The organism is Salipiger sp. PrR003 (assembly GCF_010500785.1).
GTDB classification, from domain to species: domain Bacteria; phylum Pseudomonadota; class Alphaproteobacteria; order Rhodobacterales; family Rhodobacteraceae; genus Salipiger; species Salipiger pacificus_A.
Genome location: NZ_JAAGOV010000042.1, coordinates 18406 through 44693, shown reverse-complemented (window position 1 = coordinate 44693; position 26288 = coordinate 18406). Strand labels below are relative to the sequence as shown.

At 57.9% G+C, this 26288-nt stretch carries 27 protein-coding genes; 9 read left to right on the top strand and 18 right to left on the bottom strand.

Features of this window, described 5'->3' with window-relative positions; translation table 11 throughout:
* Positions 1-8 precede the first annotated feature (8 nt).
* On the bottom strand, positions 9-383 hold the full coding sequence (gene flaF / locus G0D83_RS14425; RefSeq protein ID WP_164195217.1) for a flagellar biosynthesis regulator FlaF: 375 nt from the start codon (positions 381-383) through the stop codon (positions 9-11).
* A gap of 195 nt (positions 384-578) precedes the next feature.
* Between flaF and G0D83_RS14420 the strand changes: the two genes are divergently transcribed.
* Positions 579-962 (top strand): hypothetical protein, encoded by a 384-nt coding sequence (locus G0D83_RS14420; RefSeq protein ID WP_164195215.1) that lies wholly within the window; start codon positions 579-581, stop codon positions 960-962.
* On the top strand, positions 955-2601 hold the full coding sequence (locus tag G0D83_RS14415; RefSeq protein ID WP_164195212.1) for a hypothetical protein: 1647 nt from the start codon (positions 955-957) through the stop codon (positions 2599-2601). Before G0D83_RS14420 ends, G0D83_RS14415 begins: the two co-directional genes overlap by 8 nt.
* Positions 2602-2704: 103 nt before the next feature.
* On the opposite strand, the gene G0D83_RS14410 is transcribed toward G0D83_RS14415, so the two are convergent.
* From G0D83_RS14410 to G0D83_RS14395, 4 genes are all read right to left on the bottom strand, one after another.
* A complete protein-coding gene (locus G0D83_RS14410; RefSeq protein ID WP_164195210.1) occupies positions 2705-3529 on the bottom strand; it encodes a flagellin in 825 nt (274 codons plus the stop codon).
* A gap of 103 nt (positions 3530-3632) precedes the next feature.
* Entirely contained in the window at positions 3633-4133 is a 501-nt protein-coding gene (locus G0D83_RS14405; RefSeq protein ID WP_164195208.1) for a hypothetical protein, read from the bottom strand.
* Between the two features lie 3 nt (positions 4134-4136).
* Positions 4137-4442, bottom strand: coding sequence for a rod-binding protein (locus tag G0D83_RS14400; protein ID WP_164195205.1), 306 nt, complete (start codon positions 4440-4442; stop codon positions 4137-4139).
* An 8-nt stretch (positions 4443-4450) separates the two neighbouring features.
* Entirely contained in the window at positions 4451-5587 is a 1137-nt protein-coding gene (locus G0D83_RS14395; RefSeq protein ID WP_164195203.1) for a flagellar basal body P-ring protein FlgI, read from the bottom strand.
* A gap of 226 nt (positions 5588-5813) precedes the next feature.
* Here G0D83_RS14395 and G0D83_RS14390 point away from each other — a divergent pair, with 226 nt between their 5' ends.
* Complete coding sequence (locus tag G0D83_RS14390) at positions 5814-6587, top strand: response regulator transcription factor (protein ID WP_164195201.1); 774 nt, start codon at positions 5814-5816, stop codon at positions 6585-6587.
* A gap of 80 nt (positions 6588-6667) precedes the next feature.
* Here the strand turns inward: G0D83_RS14390 and G0D83_RS14385 are convergent, their stop codons facing one another.
* The 3 genes from G0D83_RS14385 to G0D83_RS14375 form a co-directional block, all read right to left on the bottom strand.
* Complete coding sequence (locus tag G0D83_RS14385; protein WP_370457241.1) at positions 6668-7507, bottom strand: pseudouridine synthase; 840 nt, start codon at positions 7505-7507, stop codon at positions 6668-6670.
* A 310-nt stretch (positions 7508-7817) separates the two neighbouring features.
* Positions 7818-8468 (bottom strand): 5-formyltetrahydrofolate cyclo-ligase, encoded by a 651-nt coding sequence (locus G0D83_RS14380; protein ID WP_164195196.1) that lies wholly within the window; start codon positions 8466-8468, stop codon positions 7818-7820.
* 149 nt (positions 8469-8617) lie between these two features.
* Complete coding sequence (locus tag G0D83_RS14375) at positions 8618-9655, bottom strand: NUDIX domain-containing protein (RefSeq protein WP_164195194.1); 1038 nt, start codon at positions 9653-9655, stop codon at positions 8618-8620.
* Positions 9656-9735: 80 nt separating this feature from the next.
* Between G0D83_RS14375 and G0D83_RS14370 the strand changes: the two genes are divergently transcribed.
* Complete coding sequence (locus G0D83_RS14370; protein ID WP_164195191.1) at positions 9736-9972, top strand: hypothetical protein; 237 nt, start codon at positions 9736-9738, stop codon at positions 9970-9972.
* Here the strand turns inward: G0D83_RS14370 and G0D83_RS14365 are convergent.
* From G0D83_RS14365 to G0D83_RS14340, 6 genes are all read right to left on the bottom strand, one after another.
* Positions 9963-11036: a flagellin gene (locus G0D83_RS14365; RefSeq protein ID WP_164195189.1), complete on the bottom strand. Its 1074-nt coding sequence runs from the start codon at positions 11034-11036 to the stop codon at positions 9963-9965. The two genes, G0D83_RS14370 and G0D83_RS14365, sit on opposite strands and share 10 nt — an antisense overlap.
* A 10-nt stretch (positions 11037-11046) precedes the next feature.
* Positions 11047-12471 carry a flagellar hook-associated protein FlgK gene (flgK, locus tag G0D83_RS14360; RefSeq protein WP_164195186.1) on the bottom strand — a complete coding sequence of 475 codons (1425 nt, stop codon included), beginning with the start codon at positions 12469-12471 and terminating at the stop codon, positions 11047-11049.
* Between the two features lie 50 nt (positions 12472-12521).
* Positions 12522-13829 (bottom strand): flagellar hook protein FlgE, encoded by a 1308-nt coding sequence (locus G0D83_RS14355; RefSeq protein WP_164195184.1) that lies wholly within the window; start codon positions 13827-13829, stop codon positions 12522-12524.
* A gap of 116 nt (positions 13830-13945) precedes the next feature.
* Positions 13946-14881, bottom strand: a complete 936-nt coding sequence (locus G0D83_RS14350) for a flagellar motor protein MotB (RefSeq protein ID WP_164195182.1) — start codon at positions 14879-14881, stop codon at positions 13946-13948.
* A gap of 3 nt (positions 14882-14884) precedes the next feature.
* Entirely contained in the window at positions 14885-15757 is an 873-nt protein-coding gene (gene motA, locus G0D83_RS14345; RefSeq protein ID WP_164195179.1) for a flagellar motor stator protein MotA, read from the bottom strand.
* Positions 15758-15940: 183 nt separating this feature from the next.
* Positions 15941-18082, bottom strand: coding sequence for a hypothetical protein (locus G0D83_RS14340; RefSeq protein WP_164195176.1), 2142 nt, complete (start codon positions 18080-18082; stop codon positions 15941-15943).
* 124 nt (positions 18083-18206) lie between these two features.
* Between G0D83_RS14340 and flgF the strand changes: the two genes are divergently transcribed.
* From flgF to G0D83_RS14315, 5 genes are read left to right on the top strand one after another with little or no spacing between them, the layout of a single operon-like run.
* The gene (gene flgF, locus G0D83_RS14335; RefSeq protein WP_164195174.1) at positions 18207-18950 is read left to right on the top strand and encodes a flagellar basal-body rod protein FlgF; all 744 of its coding nucleotides are present in this window, start codon (positions 18207-18209) and stop codon (positions 18948-18950) included.
* Positions 18951-18974: 24 nt separating this feature from the next.
* Positions 18975-19760: a flagellar basal-body rod protein FlgG gene (gene flgG / locus G0D83_RS14330; protein WP_164195172.1), complete on the top strand. Its 786-nt coding sequence runs from the start codon at positions 18975-18977 to the stop codon at positions 19758-19760.
* A 5-nt stretch (positions 19761-19765) separates the two neighbouring features.
* Complete coding sequence (gene flgA / locus G0D83_RS14325; RefSeq protein ID WP_164195169.1) at positions 19766-20434, top strand: flagellar basal body P-ring formation chaperone FlgA; 669 nt, start codon at positions 19766-19768, stop codon at positions 20432-20434.
* Complete coding sequence (flgH, locus tag G0D83_RS14320) at positions 20431-21201, top strand: flagellar basal body L-ring protein FlgH (RefSeq protein ID WP_164195167.1); 771 nt, start codon at positions 20431-20433, stop codon at positions 21199-21201. Before flgA ends, flgH begins: the two co-directional genes overlap by 4 nt.
* 33 nt (positions 21202-21234) lie before the next feature.
* A complete protein-coding gene (locus tag G0D83_RS14315; protein WP_164195165.1) occupies positions 21235-21822 on the top strand; it encodes a hypothetical protein in 588 nt (195 codons plus the stop codon).
* Positions 21823-21848: 26 nt separating this feature from the next.
* Here the strand turns inward: G0D83_RS14315 and G0D83_RS14310 are convergent, their stop codons facing one another.
* From G0D83_RS14310 to G0D83_RS14295, 4 genes are all read right to left on the bottom strand, one after another.
* Complete coding sequence (locus tag G0D83_RS14310; RefSeq protein WP_164195162.1) at positions 21849-22346, bottom strand: helix-turn-helix transcriptional regulator; 498 nt, start codon at positions 22344-22346, stop codon at positions 21849-21851.
* 395 nt (positions 22347-22741) lie between these two features.
* Positions 22742-23806, bottom strand: coding sequence for a hypothetical protein (locus tag G0D83_RS14305; protein WP_164195160.1), 1065 nt, complete (start codon positions 23804-23806; stop codon positions 22742-22744).
* A 323-nt stretch (positions 23807-24129) separates the two neighbouring features.
* Positions 24130-24807, bottom strand: coding sequence for a flagellar hook assembly protein FlgD (locus tag G0D83_RS14300; protein WP_164195158.1), 678 nt, complete (start codon positions 24805-24807; stop codon positions 24130-24132).
* A 3-nt stretch (positions 24808-24810) separates the two neighbouring features.
* Positions 24811-26283 (bottom strand): flagellar hook-length control protein FliK, encoded by a 1473-nt coding sequence (locus G0D83_RS14295; protein ID WP_164195155.1) that lies wholly within the window; start codon positions 26281-26283, stop codon positions 24811-24813.
* Between the last annotated feature and the right edge of the window lie 5 nt (positions 26284-26288).

Here is a 26288-nt window from a genome sequence, read left to right as displayed (position 1 = left end):
TTCCCCCCTTACTTTTTGCCCGAGAGGCCGTTCATGATGTTCTGGTTTACCTCGATCAGAGGCGCGATCCGGCCCTCTCCACCGAGTACGGCGTCCGATTGCCGGTCGACCCACATGGCCAGGGAAATCAGATCGGCCCGGAGCTGGGCTGAAAGCTGGTTTCCATCAGCCATCAAATCAGCCTTCACTGTGATCCAAAGTTGCTGATTTTCATAGATTGCCTCGCGAACATCTGCCGTGATTGCCTGCTTGAGATTGTCCGCCTTGTCGAAGTCTGCCTGGACCTTCGACAACTTGTTGGTGATCCGGGACATGATCCTGCGCTCGATCTCTCGAGGTGTCTCCGTATTCCTGATGGTCTTTTTATATGCAGAAACACTCATTCTTTGGTCTTCTTCCCTTTGGTGTGTTCCTGAAAACTGTACAGCCTCCCAGTTAATACAAGTTGCAGGCCGAAGGCACAAAGGCGTGATCTCTCAGGCGGAATGTTTAAGAATAGATGGCAAACCTTTTAAGAAAGTGTTGCCATCATTTTCATTCCTTGGCAGAATACAAGCTCTGTGATCAGGAGAGAATACTTGCGCGTCGTCACGCTTCCCCGTCTTTTTGCCAGTTCCAAGAACTCTGAAAATCAATCGCGCAAAGTTCGCCCCGCGCTGGGCGGCCTATTCGCAGTCGCCCTCCTCGCCGGGTGCTCTGTGGACGTACGCGATCAGCCGGCGGTCACGCCCGCGTCGCGGAAGGCCCCTCCGCTCATTCTGAAACCTTACAATCCGCCTCCTATCCGGACCTCCGTCCAGACGCCGGTTGGCAACACGCCCGTTGGCAACGCTCCCATCAGTACGGTGGCGAGCAAGAAGGCTCCGCCCACCGGCCGAGGCCCCATCTCCACTGCCCAAAGGGCAGAAGCGGACGAGCGGGAGGACGAAGACGATCCGGTGAAGGTCAGCCTCTATGACTGAAGTCACTGCAAGCCGACGCGTTATCGAACGGGCGAGAAGGCTTGCCGCCACCCCTCAGCCCGAGGCGCCCAAGAAGCGAAGAACCTGGCTGCCCAAACCAGTCCTCGCAAAGAAGCACTACGTGTTCCTGTTCCTTGTGACGGGAACCTACCTTCTCTTCGAGCTTGCATTCAATGCGCGCCTCCTCGACGTGGTGGGATCCACCATGGATGAGGAAGTCGTCGACGAGATCGAGTTCTTTGGCCGCTTCATTTCAGGTATTGCCCTGACCCTGGTCGTCTGGCCGAAGATCCTGAAAAAGACCGTGGTGGCAAGTTACTCGCGCGTTGCCACGGCGTTCTTGATGGCGATGGCGCTGCTGGCGTGCTGCGGTGTCAGCTATCTGGTCCAGGAAGGCATCCTGAAAGCTATCACTGCAAGTTCGAGCGCAGAAGCCCGCCGGGCTGCAGCGACAATGGTCCTGTTGACCGAAGCTGTCCATTCTAAGGACATCGTCCTCAATGGGCTGCCAGCTGAGACCGTGGATATGTCCTCCCCCGAGGCCAAGACCTTCCTTGCGCTGCTCCCTGCCCTGGCTCTCAATACCGACGATCTGGAAGGCAAGACCGAGAGGGAAGTCCAGGAGGTTGTTCGCAGACGGACTGACGAAGCGATCGGCGGCGTGGTTCACTACTACAACACGGTCTACCTTCCCAGCGAAGTCGGCGTGAAGGAAAGCTATAATGGCTATCTGAAAATCGCGCAGGCCTACGAAGAGCAGCTCGACAACATCTCGGTCGAGCAGCACAAGGCATACCAGAAATACCTCAAGGGCCTCGGTCGGTACCAGCCATGGAACGTGCCGCAGCGCTATTTTCCCCGCGTGAGAAAGAAGGTTCGAGAGGGAGGCGTTCAAGTATCCGATCGCTGGTCGCCGCGGGACAAGAAAGGCTTCTACGCCCAGGTCGAAAAGCAGATCATGGCCGAGATCGAACCGCGCTATCGGTTCGAGATTAGCAAGAATTTCGGCGGATACCTTCCCCACACCTATGATTTTTCACAGTTCCAGGCTGATGAAACCATCCAATCGCGTTGGCAGAGGGACCTAAAGATCGATGTCGATAGCCTACAGCTCAAGTCGGACTGGAGCTTGGAGACGTTCGAGAAGACTTTCTATGACCCATGGGTGAACGCACTCGCCGATCGGGAAGTCGTGAAGGTCCTCGCACCAGTCTCAGACTTCGAAGAAGGCGGAGCCAGTGAAGATACCGGCCTGAACGCGATCCGAATTGCCTATGTGCCTCTTGTCGCCTTCATCTTCTCCTGCCTTGGTGCCCTTGTTCACACCTTCAAGACACTGTGGTTCGGCTCCATGGCTGCTCTCGGGCGAATATGGCTCGCCGCTCCGATCCTGCTCACGGCCATGTACTTCTCTCTGGGTACCGTCGTGATCCCGCAGATGTCGGTGGCCAACCCCGTTACCAATGCGGTCCTCTACACCAAGCTCGAGGAGCAAACTGCGGAAAAGGCAGGTCCCGTTCTGCCTTCGGTCATGAGAACGCTGGTTCAGCTCCAGCCACTGTTCTATCCGATATCGGAGGCCGTGCGCACCAAGGTACTCTTTGGCATCGAGTACAAGGCTGAAGAATTCGGGTTTTAAAAATTCGAGACACGCCGTCAAAAGAAAAGGCCCGCCGAAACCGACGGGCCTTTTTGTTGTATGTGGTACCGGGGGAGTGATCCCCCGGCCCCGCTCATCAGCGTCAGCCGAAGAGCGAGAGCAGCGACTGGGGCTGCTGGTTGGCCATGGATAGCGACTGGGTCGCCAGCTGCTGCTGCACCTGAAGGGATTGCGAACGAGCCGCTTCCTCTTCCATGTCCGCGTCGACCATCGAGCCGATGCCGGAGTCGAGCGTGTCCGTCAGGTTCTTCAGGAAGTCCTTCTGGGTCTCGATCGACTTCTCGGCGACACCGAGCGAGGTGGCCGCGTCGATGGCGTCGTTCAGGGCGCCTTCCACCGTGTCCAGAGCAGCCGACAGGGAGCCGGTGGTGTTCACGTTGATGTTGGCCAGGGTCGATTGGATCGCCTGCAGGTTCACCGAGCTGAAGGTGATCGACGTGGTGCCGAACGAGCCGCCAGCGCGGCTGATGCCGGTGATAACGGTCTGGGTCGAGGCCGCGCCAGAAACCAGGTCGTTGCCGTTGAAGGTCGACTGGTCGATGGTGGTCTGCACGCGGGCAGCCAGCTCATCCAGTTCCTTCTGGACTTCAGCGCGGTCGACGGCGTCCGACTGAGCGAAGGCGACACGCTCGGAGAACTGACGGGTCAGGTCTTCGACGTTCTCGGCGCCGACGCGCGCGGTTTTCACGCTGTTCTGGGTGAGGGTCAGGCCTTCGTCGATCGACTTGAACATGCCGCTGTCGCCGCCCATGGTCTTCGAGATCGAGAAGTATGCAGCGTTGTCCTTACCGGACGAGACTTTCAGGCCGGTGCTGATGCGGTCCTGGTTCTCTTGCATTTGGCTGTTCACGCTGCGCATGGTCTTGAGAGCGTTCATTGCCGAGTTGTTGGTCAGAATAGATGCCATTAGGAATTTTCTCCGTGTTTTCTTTGGCTGCCGCCGTTCTGGCGTTTTGGCTTGTGCCTACCCAGCCTATCTTTGAGGGGGCGGTTAAAAAGAAGTATACGACTTACATTTTTTCGTCGAAACGCCGTCGCGAGGCAGTTGGATCCCCGACTTTCCTTCCGGATTTCTCATACAATCCATCAAGGGAATGCCGTTTCTGAATGCGTTTGACCTCACGTGCGACAGCCGAGGTCGCGGCCGAAATCCGCTCGATCAAGATGCCGTTGGCGTTCACGAGACGTTGCAGCTCTCCAAGGTTCTCGCGCAGGTCCGGAAGGTCATGGGTGCGAGATTTCAGGATCGGCTCCACGATGGGCTCGTGGATTTTCAGCCTGGCGTAGATATCCTGCTTCCTCTGGAACAGAGGTTCGATCTGCTGCACGTCCCCCTTCTCGAGGGCGATGTTCTCTTCCTGAAGGAGAACGATCAGGTCCGAGACCGCGGCGGCGAACTTGCCGATGGCTGCCTCATCCCTTTCATCGAGACCTGCCGGTTCCGTGGTGTCCCCGGCCATACGTTCCATGATGCGCTTCTTGAGGCGCGACTCCTGCTTTCGCTCGTTCATTTCTTACTTGCTCTTGGTTTGCGTGTCATAGGCGGAAAGCATGCCTGAGATGCTCCGCGAAATTCCTGTAGTGCCGCTTTCCGCAACCGCGTCAGCGTATTCCTGGCTCAAGACGGAGCGCCACATCTTCTCGGCGTGCCCCCCACTGAAGGAGCCCATGTCCACCGTGGAGAACATCTGCTCGAAGGTCTGCGCCAGGAACATTGCCTCGAACTCCTTGGCTGCCTCGTTCGATTGCGGCGATCTTTGCTGGTCCCCCGCCCTGGGTTGCGTCTGATAGCTCGACGATTGGATTGAAAGGTCTGCCATGTGGATCCTCAGATAATCTCGAGATCGGCGTGGAGGGCACCTGCTGCCTTGATGGCTTGCAGGATCGAAATGGTTTCCTCAGCCCCTACCCCGATTGCATTCAGCCCATCTACAAGGTCCTGCAGGCTCACATCACCGCCCTCGAGGACGACAAAATCAGCATCCTTGGTCTGCACCTCGATGTTGGTCTCGGGAACCACAACGGTGGTGCCGCCGATGGTGATGGGTTCGGGCTGAACAACTTCCGGGGTCTCTTCGATTTTGACGGTGAGCCCGCCCTGGCTGACGGCCACGCGATCGATACGAACGTTGGAGCCGATGACGATCGTTCCGGACTTCGCATCGATGACCACCTTCGCCTTGGTGTCCGGCGTCAAGGTCAAGTTCTCCAATTCAGCGATCATCATCGGCACATCGTCGCCCGGCGCCCGGGAAACCCGGATCGTGGTGGGATCAAGCATCCTCGCAGCTTTTGACCCCAGATGAGTATTGATCGCATCAGCAACCCGCTTTGCCGTCGTGAAGTCGGGCTCTTGCAAGGCAATCCTGATGTTTTCCAGTGAGTTCAGGTCGAAATGGATTTCACGCTCAACCGTGGCGCCGTTCTCAATTCGCGCGACGGTGGGCACCCCCTGCACCACGCTGGCGCCATTTCCCTGTGCCGCATAGCCTGCCACGCTGACGGGCCCCTGTGCGACAGCATAGACACTGCCATCGGCACCGGACAAAGGCGTGACCACCAATGTGCCACCGCGCAGGGAGGAAGCATCCCCCAATGAGGAGACTACCACGTCAATGGTCGACCCCTGACGGGCGAACGGAGCCAAGGATGCAGTGACCATGACCGCGGCAACGTTGTCCGTGCCGATGTCTTCCTGCGGAACATTGCCTGCGCCGAGCTTCTGCAGCATGCCCTTCACGGCCTGGCTGGTAAACGGGCTGTTGCCGGCGCTGTCGCCGGAGCCGTTGAGGCCCACGATGATGCCATAGCCGACCAATTGGTTTTCCCGGATCCCCTCGAAACTCGCAATGTCCTTGATCCTGACTTCGGCCGAGGCGACCTCCGGGGCTGCAAGGATCGATGCCGCCAGAAGGAATGTGGTGATCAGCCCCCTCAGGGCGCCGGGTGATCGCTTGAAGTGCATGGATGGCCTCATTTATTCATGAGGACGATACATGTGGCCGATTAACGCTCCGTGAACGCTGGCGCGGACCGCCTACTCAACCAACCTATCCTTATGTTGACAGAGCGGCGAGCAATCTATTCTTCTGTTAATCGATATTTCTCGTTGACTAATCTTGCCTATCCTTTTAAGTAAGCGTTACTCGTTTGATTAGACGATTAGAACAAACCTTTTTTCAGGAGAGCACATGCAGGTTTACTACTACGAGCCGAACGACGACATTTTTGTGAACACAAGCCAGGACATGATGGAAGTCGGGATCGAGACCATCCGTGTCAATGAAGACTTCTTCAATATGGACCTGTCGATGATCGGCCAGGGTGGTCATGAAACCCGCGCGGTCCTCATCTCGCACGACGAGAACAACACCCTCGACTTCATCCGGTCCGTTCGCGCCGGCAAGAAGCAGAATGCCAACCCCCTTCTCATCATTCGCGACTTCAAACAGTCGACCAGCACCGCGGACCTGCTCAACGCTGGCGCCGATGACGTCCTGGTCCGCCCGTTCAAGAATGTCGAAGTGGCCGCGCGCATCAATGCCGTCAACCGGCGCACCCACGGTCATGTCAGTCCCAGCGTGACGATCGGCGACATCGTGGCATTCCTCGATGGCCGCGACCCCGAGGTGAACGGAGAGCGCATGGAACTCACAGGCCGCGAGCACTCGATCTTCAACTACCTGGCACTCAACGCCGGGCGCGTGATCCCGAAAGAAAGCCTCTTCGAGGCAGTCTACGGCATGCAGGACAACACCCCGTACGACAAGGTCATCGACGTCTACATCTGCAAGCTGCGCAAGAAAATCCGCCAGCGCACCGGCGAAGCCTACATCCAGACAGTCTACGGCCGCGGCTACATGTTCAAGGCGCCGGAGGACAAGGAAGATGCGGTGCCGGATATCAGCCAGATGGCCGCGAGCATCTCGAAAGGTGCTCAGGCCGCCAGCTTCGTCGGACACTGAAACAACGGGCCGCGGGAAACTGCGGCCCTTGCCATTTCATGAGAAGCGCAGCAGATCTCTGGATTGGCGTCGCCAGCCACTCATGTGTCCTTCAACTCTTTAAGAGCAGAGTGTGGCCGGGTCGCAGATTTTGTGAACGGAAGCACAACCTCATCCCCTCGATCAGATGCCCGAGCGCACTCATCCAAAGAGAATATTGAGTTGATCGCATCTTCACCGAGCAAACGCCAATGCCCGGGAGAGAGGTCATTCGGCAGCGAAAGCCCGCCCAGTTGCTCCCGATGTAGAGCCGCCACGAAGTTGCCAGTGGCTGCGAACATACGACGGACCTGATGGTATCGTCCTTCTGTCACACTGAGCAGTACCTCCGTGTCAGAGACGACTGTCAGGTCCGCCGGAGCGAGTGGTTTTTGCTCCCCCTTCAGCATCAGGCAACCCGAGGCGAAGAGCTCGCCTTCCGTTCCGATCAGCGGGCGGGCGAGCGTGACACGGTAAGTTTTCCTAAGTTGGCGCTTCGGGCTGATGATGCGGTGCAACAGATCGCCATCGTCCGTCAGCAACAGCAGGCCGGAAGTCTGTTTGTCCAGACGACCAACAGTGGAAAGTACTGGATCGCGCCGTCGCCATCGCTCGGGTAATAGGTCATAGACAAGATCGCCATCTTCAGCGTGCGAGCACGTCACACCCAAGGGCTTGTTCAGGATAACGACCATGCCGGCGATGGGATCGAGGTAGTTGCCATCTACCGACAGCCGAGTTGGCAAGTCCGTGGTGACCGGAATGCGTTTCGTGACATCGCGAACGATCGTAGAGTCGAAGCAGATTGCCCCCCTCCTGACAAGTGATGACACTTCTCTGCGCGAGCCGTAGCCCAGCGACGAAAGGAGCTTGTCGATACGGAAGGTAGGCACTTTTGTCACGACAAGTCTTTCCGAGTTCGATGTAGGGACACCAGTTGGGACCGAGAGGATCCGTACTTTGCACTTCACATAGTGGCAGATCGCATCGAGGAGAAGAGTACTCGACAACCAGATGTCGTCTCTGACGTCCCTCATCCGCCCTTTCCGGGAACCTTGCACCCAAGTCTTGGTTGGGCATAGGAGCGCGACCAACCCTCAACAGAGGAACCCCTTCTCTGAATTCCGCTGGCAATGATTGCTCCCCATAGCTAGCGCAGGCAGGTCGCGCTCACCTCGCAACGATTTCAGAGTCCTGACTTGGTATCCCGGTTCAGCGCTTCAAATGGGTTCCGTCGGACAGGATCACCTCGTCCATAGGGACGTCCCAAGGCATCGGATAGATCGTAGCCAGTAGACATCCGGCAAAACCAACACCAATGCACCGCGGATGCGGATCGATCCAGGTCAGTGTCCGGTCGTAATAACCACCGCCGTTGCCCAGACGGTAAAGATCCTCATCCACTCCGACGAGAGGAACAATGACGACGTTCGGCACGCATACGGCCCCATCGGCGGGTACGTGAATATTCCACACGCCCCGCACCATCCTGCAGCCCGGCGTCCAGACACGGAACTCCAGCGCGCTTTCTGGCTCTCCTACCACCGGAAGGAGCACTTTGGCCCCCGCTTCGTGGGCTGATATCATCCAGGGCCGAATGTCCGGCTCACCCCTGATCGGCCAATATGCGGCGACAGTGACGCCAGGCCGGGGCCGGACAGCCTTCCGGAGTTCGTCGATGAGGGTAGCGGTCGCATGTCTGCGGTCCACAGACGAGAGCGCGCGGGCCGAAATCAAACGGGCCCGCTCAGCTCTTCTGAACCGCGCCACGTCCCTTGCGGTCTCGGGATCAACCGGGTGCCCATCAACAAGGAGGTGAGCAAAGCAAGGCTCCGAGCCTCTGTCAGCGTCTTCGTCGTCCATGCTACCTTGACCTCCACCTTCGGCACACCGGCGTCAGGCTATCCTGCAGGGTAGCGATTGAACAACCGTCAAAGAGAGTTCGAATTACTAAAGCAAAGGGGCGCTGGTCTTGGAATCCAAGCAGCGCCCCTTCACATGTTCACTCGCGGTTAGCCGGCCAGCAGCTCAAAACCAGCACGCAGGACCTTCAGACGCTTCTCCGCATTTGGATTCTTGCGCACATAGACATATGCCCGCTCCCCTTGAGGGCCCTCATGCCGCGGCTTGAAGATGGTACCTTGAGGATACTGCCGCCCAGTAAGGTCCACCCCCTCGTTCCAGTAGTGGCTTTCGACGGTCCCGTCCGGCAGGAAGGCCTGGCCACGCACCACCGGCAGACCAAGCTGCTCATAGAGGAGACAGGCGGTCACGGCGCATTGGCCAACATAGGGGGCCTCAGGCGCCCAGTCGTCCGGGTTCTGCGCGGTCAGGCGGCACCAGGACTTCTTGACCAGGTCGAAGACCTTCTGCTGGGTGATCGATGCCTGATGATCCTGAAGCATCTTCTCACGGTGGCGGGCAAACCACGACAGCAGAACGACGGCCGGACCTGCGGTGATCTCGCCCTCATCGAGCATGCGGATAGCCTCGAGCGCCGGCACGATCTCCAGGCGGATGTCCTCGTGCTCTTCCACAAGACCGAAGATACCCTGGTCTTGGGCACCCGCCAGGTCGGTCAGTGCTGTAAATGTGTGGATGACTTCCGAGGAGCCACCTGGCGACGGCATAAAGGTCGGGCCGGTTTTCAGAGAGTTTTCCTCGAGGGTAAGCCCGGCTTCCTCGAATGCCTCGCGCACGGCGACATCCTTCGGCAGTTCATTCGTCTCCACCATCCCTGCGATGACCTGCAACGGACGGTTGGGGACGTCTGCGACGATATTGCCAGCAAGGTGCTGGCGGATGAGAGCCACGCAGTCGAGTTGCGGATCGTAGGGCAGCACCGCCACGGCATTTCCGCGATCGGCCACCTCCCGGGTCAGCTCGCCACTGAGCGATCCGTCAAACATCCTGAATCTGTAACGCAGCGTCCGGATCTTGAAGAAGCCTTTGTATGCGAGCCCTTCGGAGATGACCTCGATATGGGTCCTGTCAGTGCTCTTGGGCTCATCGAGGCCATTAAGGTTTGCGGCTTGGCTTTGGTCGCTCATTGAAAACAGTCCTTATTTGATCTGACTGTATCATAGGCCTATCTGACTTAGGATAGATTTCTTTCCGAAAAGGCGAAAAAATGAAAAATAGCGAGGCAAAGCACGACATGGTCTGTCGTGACCTCAATGGCGAGAAAGTCGTCCTGCACAACAGGGTGGGCCCTTGTTCGTGGGAAGTTGGTCGATGGAATGAGATTGAAGAGAGCTTCGACTTTGACGGCTCAGTCGTGAACGTCGTAGAGCTTGAGTTCACGGGGGAATTCGACACGGACAGCAGCATGCTGTCGCCCGCGCCGTGGTTCAAGGATCACATGTAGTTCAGGAAGGTCAACTTCGAGATTTTGGCGGTGACGCTGTAGGTGGCTTCGAGCTGGGTCTCGAGCGCAGACATGCGGGAGGCTGCCTCGTATTGGTCCACCCCCTCAAGAGCGAGGATCCGGCTGTTGTAGATCGACGTTTTGTCTTGTTGACGGGTCAGGGTCTCGTCCAGGAACTCGCGCTTTTTGCCGATGTCAGCCTGCTCGATGCCGAGCTTCTTGATCCCGCTGGCCATGGAGGCAATGGCCTCCGCCATCCATGCATTGTACCCTTCGGCATTGTCGATGTCGGCCGGGTCGAGACCTGCGATCATCGAGACGCCTTTGAGGATTTCGGTGAAGGCCGGATCATTCGCCTGGACACCGTACTCCATGGTGTAGTCTTCGGCGATGACCGCAGTGATCCGCGCATTGTCATTGCCGGCCCCGTCATTCAGCGGAGTTCCCTTGAAGAACGTGCCCTCGAAGTTTTGCGCAGGGGTTGCCGCGTTCGAGCTGTCGAAGATCGCATCCAACTCTGCGATCTTGGCCGCGGCATCAGCTGCATCCGCGATGTTGGTTCCCACAATGCCTTCCACGACATCCTGCGGCGAGTAGCCGGTAGCGTTGTTGGTGGTGGCATAGGGCGTCATCGGAGTCGTGTTCGCATTGATACCGGCGAAGAGGTACTCGCCGTTGTAATTGACATTCAGGTGCGAAATCAGAGCGTCCAGGGTTGCCTTGGCTTCTGCTTGCAGAGCTTCGACGGTCGGCGCCGGAGACGCCGAGTTCGAAACCGCGAGGTTCATGAGGTCCTGAGCTTCATTGCGGAAGTCATCCATGGTGGTGTCGAGAAGCTCGAGCTTGGTGTCGAGGATCTTGTTTCCATCGATCAAGCGGTCGTTCTTGTCCATGGCGTTGCGAAGAGCGATCGACTGGCCGGATTTCATGCCCAGATCGCGTGCGACATCCGCTTTGAATCCGGTGGCAAGTTCGGTTCCGACTATCTCAAGCTCAGAACGGTTGCGCTCAACTAAACGACGTCCAAGGATATTCGAGTGAAGTGTTGAAAGGCTGTAGATCATGGTGAACTCCTCAGACCATAGCAATCAAGCTGTCCATCATCTCGGACACGCTTTTCATGATTTTCGAATTTGCTGCATAGCTCTGCTCAATCAGCAGCAGCGTCTGCAACTCGTCGTCGATGTTGACGCCCTGCACGCCAAGTCGAGTTGCCTCAATGGCCTCCGCGGATGTCTGCGAAACGGTGTAGGCATCCTCTGCGGAGGTGCGTTCCGTCTGCTGGGCCGCCACCAGGTTGGAGGCATAGGTCTTCAGACTCACGTTGTCCGGCAACTGAGTGTCTGAGGAGAACGACATGGGCTCATTGAGCCCGCTGATGAAGGCCTCGATCATAGTCGAGTCCCCTGACGCCCCCTCGCTGGTGGCTCCGATACCATCACGCATGCGGTACACGGCGCCGCCCTGCTCGGGGTCCACCAACTCGTTGACCTTGATGCGCGAGGCGAGCCCCTCAAGGTTTGCAGGATCATACTCGGCACCGGTGGTGCCATCGACGAAGATGCCGGCATCACCCGAGGCTCGGCTTGGATCGTTCGCCTCGAAGGACTGAATGAGGCCTTGTGCCATCTCATCGAGCTGACGCTGGAACTTTGGCATGACCTCCTGCTTGAGGGTCATGAGCCCTCCCAGGCTCCCGTTCTCGAAGCCCCGCGCTCCGGTGGCGCCAGGCGTGATCTCCTGGTCACCAGCCATCATGACACCTGTGTCAGCGTTGAAGGTGACGGTGTTCACGCTGTCGCCCTCTACAAGAGGGGAGCCGCCTCCGGTATAGACGCTGGTGCGGCCATCCGCCCCACGGGTGGTCTTGATATCCACCATGCCCGAAATGGAGTCGACGAGCTTGTCCATCTGGTCGAGCGCCTCGGTCGAGTCGAGAGTGCCTGGTTCCAGCTTGAGGATGTTCTGATTGAGCTCCGCCAGGTCATGCATCATCTCGTTGAGGTCGCTGACCTCATAGCGGATCTCGAGATCGATCTCGTTGCGCACCTGTGCCAGCATGTCCGACGTGGACCGAATGTTGTACGCGATATCCTTGGCAGAGTTGACCGCGGCGCCGAGGACGCTGGTGTCGCCCGGGTTGTTGGCAAGCGTGAGCAGGTCCTCTTCGAAGTCACCCAAGACGGATGCCGGACTCTGTTCGTCGTTGGGTTGGCCAAGAAATGCCGTGTAGTCGTCGATGCCTTCCGCAATTGTCCTCTCGCGCTCCATCTTGGACGCTTCGGAGCGATACATGCGGTTGATCGACTCGTTCACCTCGCGATTGATCTCGCTGACAAAGACGCCGCCGCTGTAGGGCGTGCGCGTCGTGAAGGATACGGTCTTGCGAACGTATCCTTCGGTGTTGGCATTGGCGATGTTGCGAGCGGTCGTCTCGGACCACTTGCTGGTCGCGCTCAGGCCGCTAGAACTGGTGAAAAGTGCTGAAACAAGGCTCATGAATGAATTCTCCTGAATGCGGGAGACGCGTCAGCGCCTCCCGCCGCGGGTTATCGCTTGATGCTCGTGGTTTCCTGCAGCATCTCGTCCGCCGTGGTTATGATCTTGGCGTTCGAGGAGTAGGCGCGCTGCGTCTGAATGAGGTCTGTGAGTTCGGTCGCGATGTCCACGTTCGAACGTTCCAGGGCGTTGGAGACGACCGTACCGGCGCTACCGGTTCCGGCTTCCAGCAGGGTCATGGTGCCGGAGTCCCGCGACAGCGAGAAGGAGTTGCCGTCGACTGCGGACAATCCGTTTTCGTTCTGCACATCGGCAAGCGGAATCTGGTACAGAGCCTTGCGGGTGCCGTTGTCGAAGATGCCGGTCACGTCGCCGTTTTCACTGATCTCGGTGCGTACAAGGCTGCCGGCTGTCGAACCATCGACCGTGGTCTCAGGAGGCGTGTAGTCGCCAGCGAACTGGGTCATTCCGTCCGAAGTACCCGGGGTGCCGATATCGACGCTCACAGTAGACGGGGTACTCCCGTTATTGACGTCGATCGTGGCCTGGCCCGTTGCGGTGTCGAAGGCGAAGGTTGCCGGCGCGGTAGCCAAAGAGGTCACGTTGCTGTAGCTGGCGATGCCACCGGCATTGGAGCCACTGTCATCGAAGGTCACGTCGACCGTGCCATAGGCGTTTCCGTCGGCATCGGAGATTTGCATAGTCCAGACGTTTTCGGTCGAGGTCGGCTGCCAGGAGAAGACCATCTTCCCCTTGTCCCCGAGCGGCGAATACACGTCGGCGGAATGCGTGAAGGGCGAGCCCGGAGTGGCAAGTCCGGTGGCTTGCGAGGGCATGTTGCCAGACACCGAAATGCTGGTGGTCGCCGAACTCTGCATCCCGACCTCGTTCACGTTGACCGCTTCCATGTCGGCGAACGAATTGCGGTCCACGACCCCGATGCTGTCGCCAGCCGTGTCGTACTTGTAGCCGTGGAGGTAGTAGCCGGCAGAGTTCACCAGGTAGCCGTTTTCATCGGGAGAGAACTCCCCTGCCCGGGTCAGCATGTAGTTCGCTTCATTCGGATCGTTCGGCGTCTTTGCCACCACGAACATGCCCTCTCCCGAGATGTAGAGGTCCGTTGCGTTGCTGGTAGATTGGAAACTGCCCTGCGTGGAAACTTCAGTTCCTTCGACCCCGCGCACGCCCTTCGGAGTACCCGCGCTGCCGGTCGCGGCAGTCGAGGTGACCATGGACACAAAGCTGCGCTTGTAGCCGACGGTGTTCGCGTTTGCGATGTTGCTCGAGATCGCGCTGACCTTGTTGCCGTTGGCCGTCAGGCCACTGATGCCTGTCTGCATGGCGCTACTGATTGTCATTCGAGAATTCACTCCTTGGGAATACTGATTTATCCCAACGAAGCTACACGATGGGGTTTATCCAGTGGTTAAGCCTATGTTCACCGAACATAGGAATCGTCGACTATTCATGCAAATCAGCGAAGAATGACAAAAGTAATCCTTCTATTCCTGGGGTCTTCAGGTGCGTCAGGCAAAAGTGGCTCCGTGTCGGCCTTGCCCTCAACGCGATCGATCTGGTCTCCAGAGATCCCCGCCTCGAGAACTGCCCGCCGGGCCGCATTCGCCCGATCCGTAGACAGCTCCCAGTTTCCGTATGTCTCCCCGCCAAAGGGGGTCGCATCCGTGTGGCCTGCGATCGCAATCCTGTTGGGGATGTCTTTCACCACCGAGCCGAAAACCGACATCATTCTGCGGGCCTCGTCCGTCAGCTCGCTCGAGCCCTTCCCGAACATCGAGTACTGGTTCTGCTCAACGAACTGGATGCGCAATCCATCGGTGACCTCGTCCACGAGGATTTGGTCGGCATATTCTCTGAAAATTGGTGAGACCTCTTTCAGGGCGGCAAGCTGGTCGGCCAGATCCTTGAAATCAGAGTCTTCTGTCACATCCATGCCGAGATCCTGGTCCGCCAGGTCTCTTGCCGCTCTCGCCTGAGCCAGAAGGCTTTGGTAGTCCTCTCGGCTGAGTTCCACCACGTCCCAGTAATCGAAGGGGGTGCTGGCAGTCTTTTCGGGCGGCGTTGCCACTTCTGGCGTTTGATCCTTCTCGTCCTGTGCCTGAATGTCTTCTCCTGAGGCCTTTCCGCCGTCAGAGATCGCAATGATGCCCGTCTCGACCTGCACCGCCTGAGTAGCGTCCTCCACCTCGTAGGGATTGAAGTACTCCGATATCCGATTGCGATCTTCTTCGTTGGTGGTGTTGACCAGCCACATCAGCAGGAAGAAGGCCATCATCGCGGTGACGAAGTCAGCATAGGCTACCTTCCACGAGCCATGCTCTACATTCCCGTGCGACCTGCGCCTTCTCTTTCGCCGTATGATCGTCGGCTGCTTATCCTCTCGCAAAGCCATCGGTCAGAGATCCATCCCGGTTTTCCTCGCGGCCTCTTGCGTGGCGCGCTCTACCTCCTCGAATGTCGGGCGAACGTCGGCGGAGATGACCTTCCGGCCGTACTCCGCGCAGATTTCAGGCTGATACTCGTTCAGAAACGCGACGATCGCAGTCTTGATCGCGATGTAGTAGGCAAGCTCCTGCTCGCCCCTCGCGCGGATGGCGTTGGCCAGGGGGCCAACCACGCCGTAGCTCAGCAGAACACCCAGGAACGTACCCACCAGGGCGCCGCCGATCAGCATACCGAGAACTTCCGGCGGTTGGTTGATCGAACCCATCGCCTTGATGACGCCCAAGACCGCGGCAACGATGCCCAGCGCCGGCAGGCTGTCCGCCATCACGTTCAACGCATTGGGAACACGGTTCAGGTCTTGTTCGATGGTCTCGATCTCCGTCTCGAGCAGGGCCTCCATCTCGTGGCTCTTCTTCGATCCCAGAAGAACCAGGCGGAAGTAATCTGCGATGAAGCGGGCATTCCGAGGGTTTTTGCTGACGAAGGCGAAACTCTTGAAGAACTTGCTCTCTGTTGGGTTGTCGAGGTCATTCTCTAACTTGCGCAGGTCTCTCTTCCCGATCCTGAAAAGCATGTAGAGCAGAGAGAAGAGCTCGAGGTATTCCTCCTTCGAGTGCGGCCTCCCTCTGAGGACCGCGCGGCAACTTTTCAGAGTGTCCTTGATCACGCCGCGCGGGTTGGCGATGACAAAGGCACCGACTGCAGCCCCACAGATGATCAGCACCTCGTAGGGCTGCCACAGAACCCAGAGATTGCCGCCCATTGCCGCGAAGCCACCCAGGACGCTTCCGAAGACGACGATGAAACCCAGAAGTGCGATCATGACCAGTTTGCCTCTTTGCCTAGGAGGCAGGTGATGGTCGGGCCTTAAGATGGGGTTTTCCGGGGCCATCCTGGATGCAGGCGGCTAACAGGTGTCCTGGATTTGTCATCTTCGCACTACACAAATAGGGCATAGGCAGTGCGAAGATGACAGACACTGAAGAGACCATGGGTCCCGATATCTTCAGTGGGACGTCGAATTCAGAGTTTCGTCGACATCCCGAATGGCCCCTTCCGCCCGCGCGATCCTGCTCTGCGCGTTTTCCAGCTTGAGAGGCTCGAGGGGAGCGGCGGTATAGTGCAACCCGCTAGCAATACTCTTGAACGCTTCGGTCTCGAAGATGTCCGGATAGGCCTCCAGCACGGATTGGATGGTTTCAGGATCGCCGGCACGGTGAGCGGCCAATAGGAGCTGGGCAGCATCCCGCTTCGTGACCTCATCGGAAAATTCAGAGCGAAGCTTATTCAAGGCGTCCCTCACCCCGGGCCAGTCAGCTTTGGTGGCGTAGGCATCGGCCCGCATGCGCAGGATCTTGGCCGTCGGTTCCTTGGGCTCGACCCGCAGCAGCGCGTCATCTTCTCCGGTGTTGTTGAAGGCCTCGATCTGCAGCGCCTGCGCCTTATTGACGATATCCAGGTCATCGCTGGCAAGTGGCTGCTGCAAGACAGGCAGGGCAGCTGCATACTGGGCACCAGCAATCAGTGCCTCAGCCTGGTGGAGTTTTGCCTTTAGGATGTCAGCAGGCTCCACCGCCAAGACCTCGAGTTCGTCGGCGAGCTCCAGATAGTCTGCGATCTCCCCGTACTCCACCGCGGCAAGACTGGTAGCCCCACTGTCCATGAGCGTTTCCGCGTACATCGAATGGGCAGTATGGAAGCCCGGCGCATACCGATAGGCTTCTACGAGCTTGATGTGTGAGGCAGCGAATTCCCCAAGTGAGACCTCTCCACTGAGGCCCTTTTCGTAGAGCTCCATGAAGACGTCTCGTGCGGTTACGGCATTTTCCTTGGCCGCCTCGCTCTCCGGGAACGCGCGGAATACCTTGGCGAGTGCCAGGAGTGCTTCTACTGGCTTGTGGAGTTCCATCGAGACATTGAAGAGGTCCAGCAGGGCCTGCACCTCCAAGTCGTCCCCTTTCCAGCCCAGCGCGTTGTCCATGAGAAATGTTTCTGCGTCCTCAAGCGGCATGGCTCCGGTACGAAGACCAATCTGAACGATCCCCAGGCGTGCGCGCTGGGCGTAGATATCGGCTCCGTTGGAAGCCAACCGGTAGGCGTCGAATGCATCGAGGTCGCGGCCGATCTTCTCTGCTGCGAGACCGATGAGGAAGTTGTAGGCGGCGGTCTCCTTGAGCTTCGGGTAGTCGTCAAAGTATTCACCGACCTCCTTGGCCAGCGTCCACTGCCCGGTCTCGATCGCCCCCTCGAGGATGAGTTTCAGGAAGGCCTCCTTATGGGACGCAGGCTGATTATCGAGATAGGTAAATGCACCCGCGAGGAAAGGCTCGGAGGCCTCGAATTCACTGCGGGTCAGATGCCGGATGGCATTCCAGTAAGAGTAGCCCGCCCATTCGGCATAGCGGGCATCGTCGAGCAAACGATACTCAGGCTCTCCCTCCCCTGAGGCAGCTTTGAGACCATCGCGTACCACGTCGAGCTCGAGGGCCGTGTCTCTGGGCAGGGCATCTCGTTCGATATCTGCCACAACTGAATGGCCCTCAGGCACCAGCAGGTGAGCAAGCTGAAACTCGCCAAGTCGGAGACGGGCGCTGAGGGTTTCGAAGATGTTCCCGGACTTGGCCGTCAGGTCCCCAAGCAGACGGGCCCGGTCCTCAGTGTAGTTCTCGGCGGAGTAGCGGGTGAGTGCCAAGTCGGGCGGCATCTGCAGTTTTTCAGGTTCGGGCTCCACGACGTCTTCTGAAGACAAGCCGTCAGCGGCATCAACATCTACAGGCGGAACGGGTGCATCACCAGCATGGGAAGCATCCTGTGGCTCGCTGGAGGAGGTAACTTCCGCATCGACAGGAGCTGGTTCCTCTACCCCTTCCGACAGATGAGATTGGCTGCTCGGCGGCAGCTCAGCGTTTTCAGAGTCTGCGGACAATGTTCCCGACTGAGGGGCCTCCGGCTGGGGACCTGAACTTTCCGCAGTCAGCAAAGCCTGTAGGTTGTCCGGCCGATGGATCGGCTTTGGCGTGAGCATCGTGAACAGCCCTTCGGGACGGAGAACCGGGCGGGGACTGTCGGCTGGCGGCGTGGCGTTTGCGAGAGCTGTCGTCAGAAGCAGGATCGCAGCCGCGGTAGGGTAAGGCTTGATGTTCAACATGTCTCAAAGAATAGATTGCTTGCGGCAGTATGCGCGGAACCTTTGATATTGTAAACTATTCTTGCTGAAAAATATAAGAGTGTTTAACCCTTGGGCTGTAGGGTAGAGCTTAAAGGAGAGTTTTATGGACAACAGCTCATACGTCGCCCTTTCCGGGCAGATGGCGCTCCGCCGGCAGCTTTCAGTGGTCGCCAACAACATGGCAAACGCCAACACGGCCGGCTACAAGGGCGAGCATGCGCGCTTCGAGGAGTATCTGCACAAGCAGGGCCCGGGCAAAGACAAGGTTTCGTTCGTCATAGACCAGGCGAGCTATCTTGATACCCGGCAAGGTGGGCTCACCCAGACGGGCAACCCGCTCGACATCGCCCTGCAAGGCGAAGGTTGGCTCGCATATGAAGGCCAGGGTGGTCAGACGTTGTTTGGCCGAGATGGCCGAATGACGATCAGTGCGCAGGGTGATCTGGTCACCGTGAGTGGCAACCGCGTCCTCGACGAGGGCGGTGCGCCGATCTCCATTCCACAGGGTTCCGGGCAACTGTCGATCTCCAGTGATGGCGTGGTCTCGGGACAGGATGGCACTCAGATCGCGACCGTGGGTGTTTTCAGAGTCGATGACATCCAGGGCTACGATCGCCTGGGGAACGGGATGTTCGCGGCTCCAGAGGAGTTGGGCGAGGCAGCCCTCCTGCCCGAGGAGACTACGCGGCTCGCGCAAGGCTTCGTGGAGGAATCCAACGTCCAGCCGATCGTGGAGATGACCAAGCTCATGGAAGTCCAGAAAGCCTACGAGCGGTCGTCAAAACTCTCTGAAAATGTAGACGACCTGAGGAAGCGCACACTGCAAACCCTCGGACAGAAACCCTAAGAACCACATAGATAGAGAAATTTCATGAAAGCACTCAGTATCGCAGCAACGGGCATGCAGGCCCAGCAGTTCAACGTCGAGGTCACCTCGAACAACATCGCCAACATGAACACCACCGGCTTCAAGACGCGCCGGGCAGAGTTCCAGGACCTGATGTACCAAAGCCAGGACCGTTCCGGCTCTCTGACATCCAACTCGGGTACCATCAGGCCGGTCGGCGTCGATGTGGGCCTGGGCGTGCGCGCAGCTGGGGTGACCCGTATCGGGACCCAAGGCAGCCTTGCCAACACGGACAACAAACTGGACCTGGCGATCGATGGTCAGGGGCTCTTCCAGGTCAATATGCCGGATGGCACGACAGCCTACACCCGGGCCGGCGCCTTCCAGCTCTCCCCCGAGGGCATGATCGTCACCAACGAAGGGCACGAGGTCGCCCCGGGCATCGCAGTGCCGGAGAACACCGTGGACATCGAGATCAACCAGCAGGGTGTCGTGATGGCCTACGTCGGCAATGACACTGAGCCCCAGGAACTCGGGCAGCTCACGATCGCGACCTTCACCAATGAAGCCGGCCTGAAAGCGCTGGGCGGAAACCTTCTGCAGGAAACTCCCGCCTCCGGCGCAGCGATCAATGGCGAACCCGGGGAGCCTGGATTTGGACGCCTGATGCAGGGATACGTCGAGCAATCCAACGTTTCTACCATTCAGGAGATCACCAAGCTCATCAGCGCCCAGCGCGCCTACGAGATGAACTCGAAGGTGGTCGAGACGGCCGACCAGATGATGTCGACCTCCTCGAACATGCGCTGATCGTGATGAGCTGGATCGCTCGCATATTCGCCGGAGCCATCTGTGCGCTTGGAACGGTCGCCCCCGCGGCGGCCGTGACAGTGACCGAGCTCGTGGAAGAGCGCGCCATGGAGCAGACCGGGCGCGACATCCCTGCAGGCGCGAGATACTCGGTGCGACTGGCTGGCAGCGAAGACGCCGACGCAGTGGTGATCAACGACTGGTGGCTCGATCCGATCTCGGGTCAGTTCCTGGCCAACGTCGTCATGGAGAGTGGAGTCGTCCAGAGGGTTGGCGGCGTGGTCATCGTCACCATGGATGTTCCGGTGCCCACGCACAGGATTGCCGCGGGCGAAATCCTCTCCGAAGGCGATCTCGAGATCAGAAGCCTGCCCAGCGGGCGCGTGGGCTCCTATGCTGTTCTGGACAGGAACGATCTCATCGGCATGCAGGTACAGAGAGTTCTCATGCGCGGACGCCCGGTCCAGAAGCAATCCATCTCTCCGCCCATCATCATCGACCGGGGCGAGATCGTGACCATCAGCTACGAAAATGATGGCCTCGCACTGACTGCAAAGGGAAAGGCCCTGGCGTCCGGCTACAAGGGGCAGGACATCCGCGTCGTTAACCTTGTGAGCAACAAGACGCTGGTAGGGGTGGCCTCACAAGAAGGATTAGTTGAGGTCATTCGTTGAAACATTTCAGGATTTCCACCGCTGCCACTCTGGCAGCGCTTACTCTCTCGGCGTGCGGACTGCAGGACGTCGGCCGCGAGCCCAAGTTTTCTGACATCTCGGTCCAGGAGGATACCTTCCCTGAGGCTAGTCACATTTCGGTGCCAATGCCGGAGCCAGATGGTCCCGTGCGGGAACTCCAGCGCGCTGAAAGCACCTCGCTCTGGGCATCAGCGGGATCGGAGTCATTTTTTCAGGATCAGCGGGCATCGAAAGTCGGGGACATCCTGACCGTCAACATCGAGATCAAGGATGAAGCTTCCCTCTCCAATGAGAGCGAGGTCGGAAGATCATCGGAAAGCCAGGTCGGCTTCCCTACGTTCTTTGGCTATGGCGGCAAGCTCGCGGAAGTTCTGCCTGGTGTCGGCGCTGAAGACCTGCCCATGGGAAGCCCTGTGGTCGATCTGGGCTCAAGTTCCAGCAGCCAGGGGTCGGGTTCGGTGGATCGCAATGAGAAGATCTCGCTCAAGGTCGCTGCAATGGTGATCGACAAGCTGCCCAACGGCAATCTCGTCATCGCCGGCCGGCAGGAGGTTCGCGTTAACTATGAGCTTCGGGAGCTTCGAGTTGCCGGGCTGGTTCGCAAGGAAGACATCAGCGGCGACAATACAATCGCCTACGACAAGATCGCCGAAGCCCGGATAGCCTACGGTGGCCGCGGCTCGATCGCCCGGGCACAGCGCGCTCCCTATGGACAGCAGGTGATGGACATCGTGCTCCCCTACTAAGGGGACAAAGCCAAAAAAATCTATGAAATCGGAATGTTCAACCCGGCAGGCAACTGTCGGGTTGAATTCTTCTTTAACAATCCAACCTATGTGCCTGACCAAAGGCTTGAGATAATGAAGAAGACACTAGCAGTTCTACTGGGCACCGTATTGACGTTCACCGGCGTAGGCTTCGGCACGGGGAAGGTTTTCCTGGCTACGGAGGCCAAGGCTGATGTCGTTGACCATGACGGGGCGACTTCGGCTGAAGATCATGGCGGAGGCCACGGAGGTGGACATGGGGAAACCGAGGCAGCGAAGGACGTTGTAATCGAAGTCGGCCGCGTGATGGTTCCGATCTATAAAGCTCGTACGATCACCTACGTGATTGCCCAGGTGGGCGTTTCCATGCCGGACAACGACGAAGCCTCATTCCTGCGCAGTGAAGCCGGCGCGACCGAAATCCGGAACGACATCATTGGCGCAATGATGCAGCTTGAGAAATCTCCCATTCTCAATGGGCCGTCGATCGACAGTGAGAAGCTTTCAGAACACGTCTTGTCGAGCCTCGAGGATGACTACTCCGGCATCAAGGATGTGCTCTTCCTGAGCCTGACGAAGACTGAGACCTCACGAGGCTGACGCTATCGGGCTTGGGACCCGCCGGTCTATTCAAGGGCGACACGCAGCTCGTCGGGCATGCTTCCCAGTTCCCCTCTGTAGACATAGTCACACGACACTTGGTAGAGGTCCCATAGCCGACAGGCCCATTCCGGTTTCAATGCTTTCTGGCCGGCTTCGATCTTGATGTAGCTGGAGCGATCGATCCCAATGGCATCGGCGATCTCGGATTTGCTCAGGTTGAGGGCGCCACGAAGACGCTGAAGCCTCACAGCGACATGACGAGGGTCCGCGGGTGATGATCCTGCTGCATAGGACTTCCTTTCTGCGAGAGCTTCGTCGATGAACTGGTCGACAGGCTGCCCGAAGTATCCCGCGAGAGCGATCGCGTTCTCAACACTGGTGCTCGACAGCGACCGGGATATGAGCTTGTTTATGATGTCTCTGGAGATGCCGGTTTCCTGAACGATGTGAGTGATAGTGGCACCGGTCTGCTCCTTGCGCCAAACAAATGCGTCTCGAAAGTCACCTGGGCTGAACTTCATCACCGTCTCCTTACACGCAATCTCCTTAGCATATTCTCGGGCTGCGTGAAGGCGTGCACTGAGAGGAGCAGCGAAGGGGCGCGATCTGGCAAGACGGCATCCTTGATCCAGCCAGCACGGATCGCCGCTATGCTGGTGCAGGTCTCACACATCCAGGCGCTCGTGGCTTGGTAATGCTCCGGTATGCGAACGGCATTACCGGTAGTGTGTCGTGCATAGCAAGGCAGAACATTGGCCCTTCCAGAATATAGCCAAAGTTGGATCTTCCTACCGCTTTCTTTACGTCCGCTCGGGACGCGCCCCGAAAACTACTATTGAGGAGGAACGTTGAGATCGCCCCCCAGAGCTCAGCGGAGATATCATCGAATATCGAGGGGGTGATCGCCTTACCACCATCACCCGAAGAAGATCAGAAACGCGAATAGTGCCAGTAGCGCAATACAAATCACAATAACACCGACAGCAATATTTCTCAGCGACCTCTCGATTGCGACCTGTATATTTGCGATCGTCGCGACTATCCTCTCAAGATCGAAATGAGTTGCCGAAACGGCGTTCATAGAGTCTGGATTGAGGGATGCGGCCGACGAATCCTTATCACGGCAGTTGGCAATTTCTTCATTTGAATTGTTTCGTTTGGGAAATCCCAGAGGAAATCCGGACAACTCGATGACAGCCTCAATTGTCGTGATGGACCGCGCCCCGTAAAGTTTTCGATAGCAGTCTAACACCGGACTGAATTTCCTGTCATGAGGCATTACATAGACTATCCTATCCCCTATAGATTCATAGAAGAATGGATACTTATAGAAAGCCCCGAGAATTGTGACATTAATACCCCCCTCAGAGACTTCATTCAAAATTCTCAAAATCCTTTCGTACTCGGCGTCTGGCAGATGAACCTCGATAAAGTATTTACCCCGAAAGACTTCGAACCGGGATGGTTCACAATGTTCACCGCCTCGCCAAATGTACAGGTCCCCTGACGCCTCATGATCGAGGCAGTCGAGTGTAAAAATCTTATCAAAGTCGCATTGAATAGATGCCTTCAAATAATCGTCACCTGTTACTTTAGGGCTTGAGTAGAATACAGAATCCTCTTGGTAATCTGTCCCCACTTCCTCTTGGTAATCTGTCCCCACTTCCCCTTCCTCATCGTACTCAAACTGGCCAGGAATAGCGTCCGGAATCTCTGCCTCACTAACCAGATTACCGCCTGAATAGATCATCATTCCGGAGATATGTTGTCGTATCGGCTGGGCCATTTCCGACTTCCGGAACCTAACAGCTTGGTCAACTGACACCCTTGATGTGCGGCGAAAACCTGTCGCGCTGAACCTCAGTGAGGTTTTTTCGTTCTCTTTAAATTCTCGTGTCTCTCCGCCCTTCTTTGACGAGTAGAATACACTAAGCGTGTCATTCTCATCGGAGAAGGAGTATTCTTCATCGATTTGCTTCATGAGCCGTAACCCCCGTCTAGCATCTATCACCAGCCCCCTCTTTTTCGGAGTCGCAGACCTGCACACTCGAGGTCAGGCGTGGGTCAGCTAAACACTTCCAACACAACCTGTCGACAAGGGGACATGTCAGGCCGTGACGAAGAGCTAGGCCTAGCGGAGCTTGGCAATGGCGCAGCCAAGCTCCGCTTCGATCTCACACTGCTCGGAAGCCCTCTCGGGATGAACGTCCGTCTGGTTGGACAAGACACAGGCAAGCGAAGGGCAGGTTCGAGCTGACATCTGCCGAAGACACATACTTTGTGCAGCCTGGGCCTTACATAGCTCTAGACGACGCCCCAAACCTCGCTTGAGCCCACCATCTTGCCGTTTCCAAGAATGAGTTGAGAGGTGCCGTTCGCATAGCTGACGCCTTCGACCTGGGCCATGACGCGCGGATCATACGTAATGGCTTTGCCCTCTTCGTCGGCTGCATCGATGGCAAATGAGTAGACCCCATCCTCGACTGGGTTTCCCTCGTCGTCATTGCCGTCCCAGTCCAGGGTAGTTTCCACGTCTGCTCCCACAGCTCCCATCTCCAGGGTCCGGACAACCGTGCCTTCAGCATCGGTGATGACCACCTTTGCATCGCTTGATGCGCTGGCGAGGGTAAACTGCGCATCCGCCGGCTGACCCTCATCCACTTGGAAGGTATCGTCCGTGATCTCTACCGTACGATCGATGAGGCTCACGTCCGAAAGCGACGAGCTTGCGCTGAGCTTGGCGACGATGTTCTCGAGGTGATCGTTCGACTTCACGCTCTGTTCGACTTGAGAGAGCTGGGCAATCTGCGAGACGAACTCAGTGCTATCCTGCGGTGCCAGCGGATCCTGATTTTCCAGCTGCGCAGTCAGCAAGGTGAGGAAGTTCTCGAAGTCTGCGCCCAGCTGACTGAGAGCCTCGTTCGATGAAGAGCTCGACGTGGTGGTGGTTTGCGTGGTGGTGGCTGTGGTTACGGCGTCCATGTGTCAGGTCCTGATGTCGATGGTGTTGGATGAAATGATCGAAGCGTGCTCGCGGGGGCTGTCGGCATTTTCAGAGTCTTCTGCGCCGAAGCGATTGCCTTCCGCGTCTCCGCCCTGTCCTCCGCCGGGCTCACGCTCCGCGAACTCAAGATCGTCACTGGAGATCTCAAACCCCTTGCTTTGCAGGAGCTCGTGCAGTTGGGACTTGTCGGCTTTAAGCATATCGAGAACCACCGGATTTTCTGCCCGGATGACAGCACGCATCTTGCCGGACGCATCCGCTTCCACATCGACCTCGATCTCCCCAAGGCCCCGCGGCGCGAGTTCGACCTTGATGTGGTTCTGCGTGAACTGAGCCGACCGCATCTGATTGACGATGACACTCGAGAAGCGCGCAGCTTGGGCACTCTGAATGTTGGCTGCATTGGCATCTGAACTTCGGGCTTGAGCCGCCTTCTGCAGCAGGCTTTCAAACTCGTCCTGCGTGAGCGGACTCCCATTGGCAGTGCTCCCCATCGAATTCAGAATGTCCAAGCGGTGCGGCAGCTGGTCGAGCGATTTGATCGAGGTGGCATCCCCTCCAGAGGTGGCGCTCAGCAGCACCTTTCCCGCTGTGCCAGCATCCTTGGCCGCATTCATGAGCGCCATGGCCTTGATCCGAGCCTCATCACTATGATCCAGGCCAGTCATGGCAAGAGGCGTAGCCTCACTCCTTATCGAAGATGCTGCCGCCTGATCGCCACTCAGGAGTGAGAACGCGGAGGTCACCGAGTTTCCCGCGCCAGACTGCGGCAGCGGCCGAGAAGCACCGGCCAGCTGCGCCATCCCTTTTGTCAGCCGACTGTCGCCGGAAAACACGGACGCCAGGATCGCGAGCTTGTACTCGTCGGACTCGACCTCCTCTAGCTTGGCCTTCAGAAGCTCCAGTGACGCGGAGAAATTCTCAAGAAAGCCGGTTCCATTTTCATCGTCAAACTTGGCCATGAGCAAGCCGAGGACATTCCCCAGATCGGCATCGCTCAGATCACTCAGCCCGAGTTCCTCAAGTGCAGAGGCGTCCAAGCTCTCGCCGGACGCCTGCAGGTCCGAGAGCTTCGCCATGAGCTTTTCATAGGCCCGGACTGCGTTACTCAGGTTCCTGCCTTGTATGGCGCTGGCGGTGGCGGCCTCGTCGGCAGTCTTGCCAGGGACAGCGTTTTTGACCTTGCCCAGCGCACCTTCGAGCTCTTCGATGATCTCAGTGAGGTCTTCGACCGGGTCCTGCTCCTCCACAGAACCATCTTGGCTTGCCTGCGTACGCTGGGCCTCTTCCGCAGTCACAGCCTTCTTGCTCTCCTGCGCTGGGCGTGAAGAGGTTCCTGCCTTCTCAGCCAGGCTCGCAAACGAAGCCGAGCCCACATCTGAAGTCGAGCCCTGCTCCTTGGGCAAGGACTTTTTGGCCTTACCTGAGGCCGCAATGGTTTGAAGGATATCCATCCGGA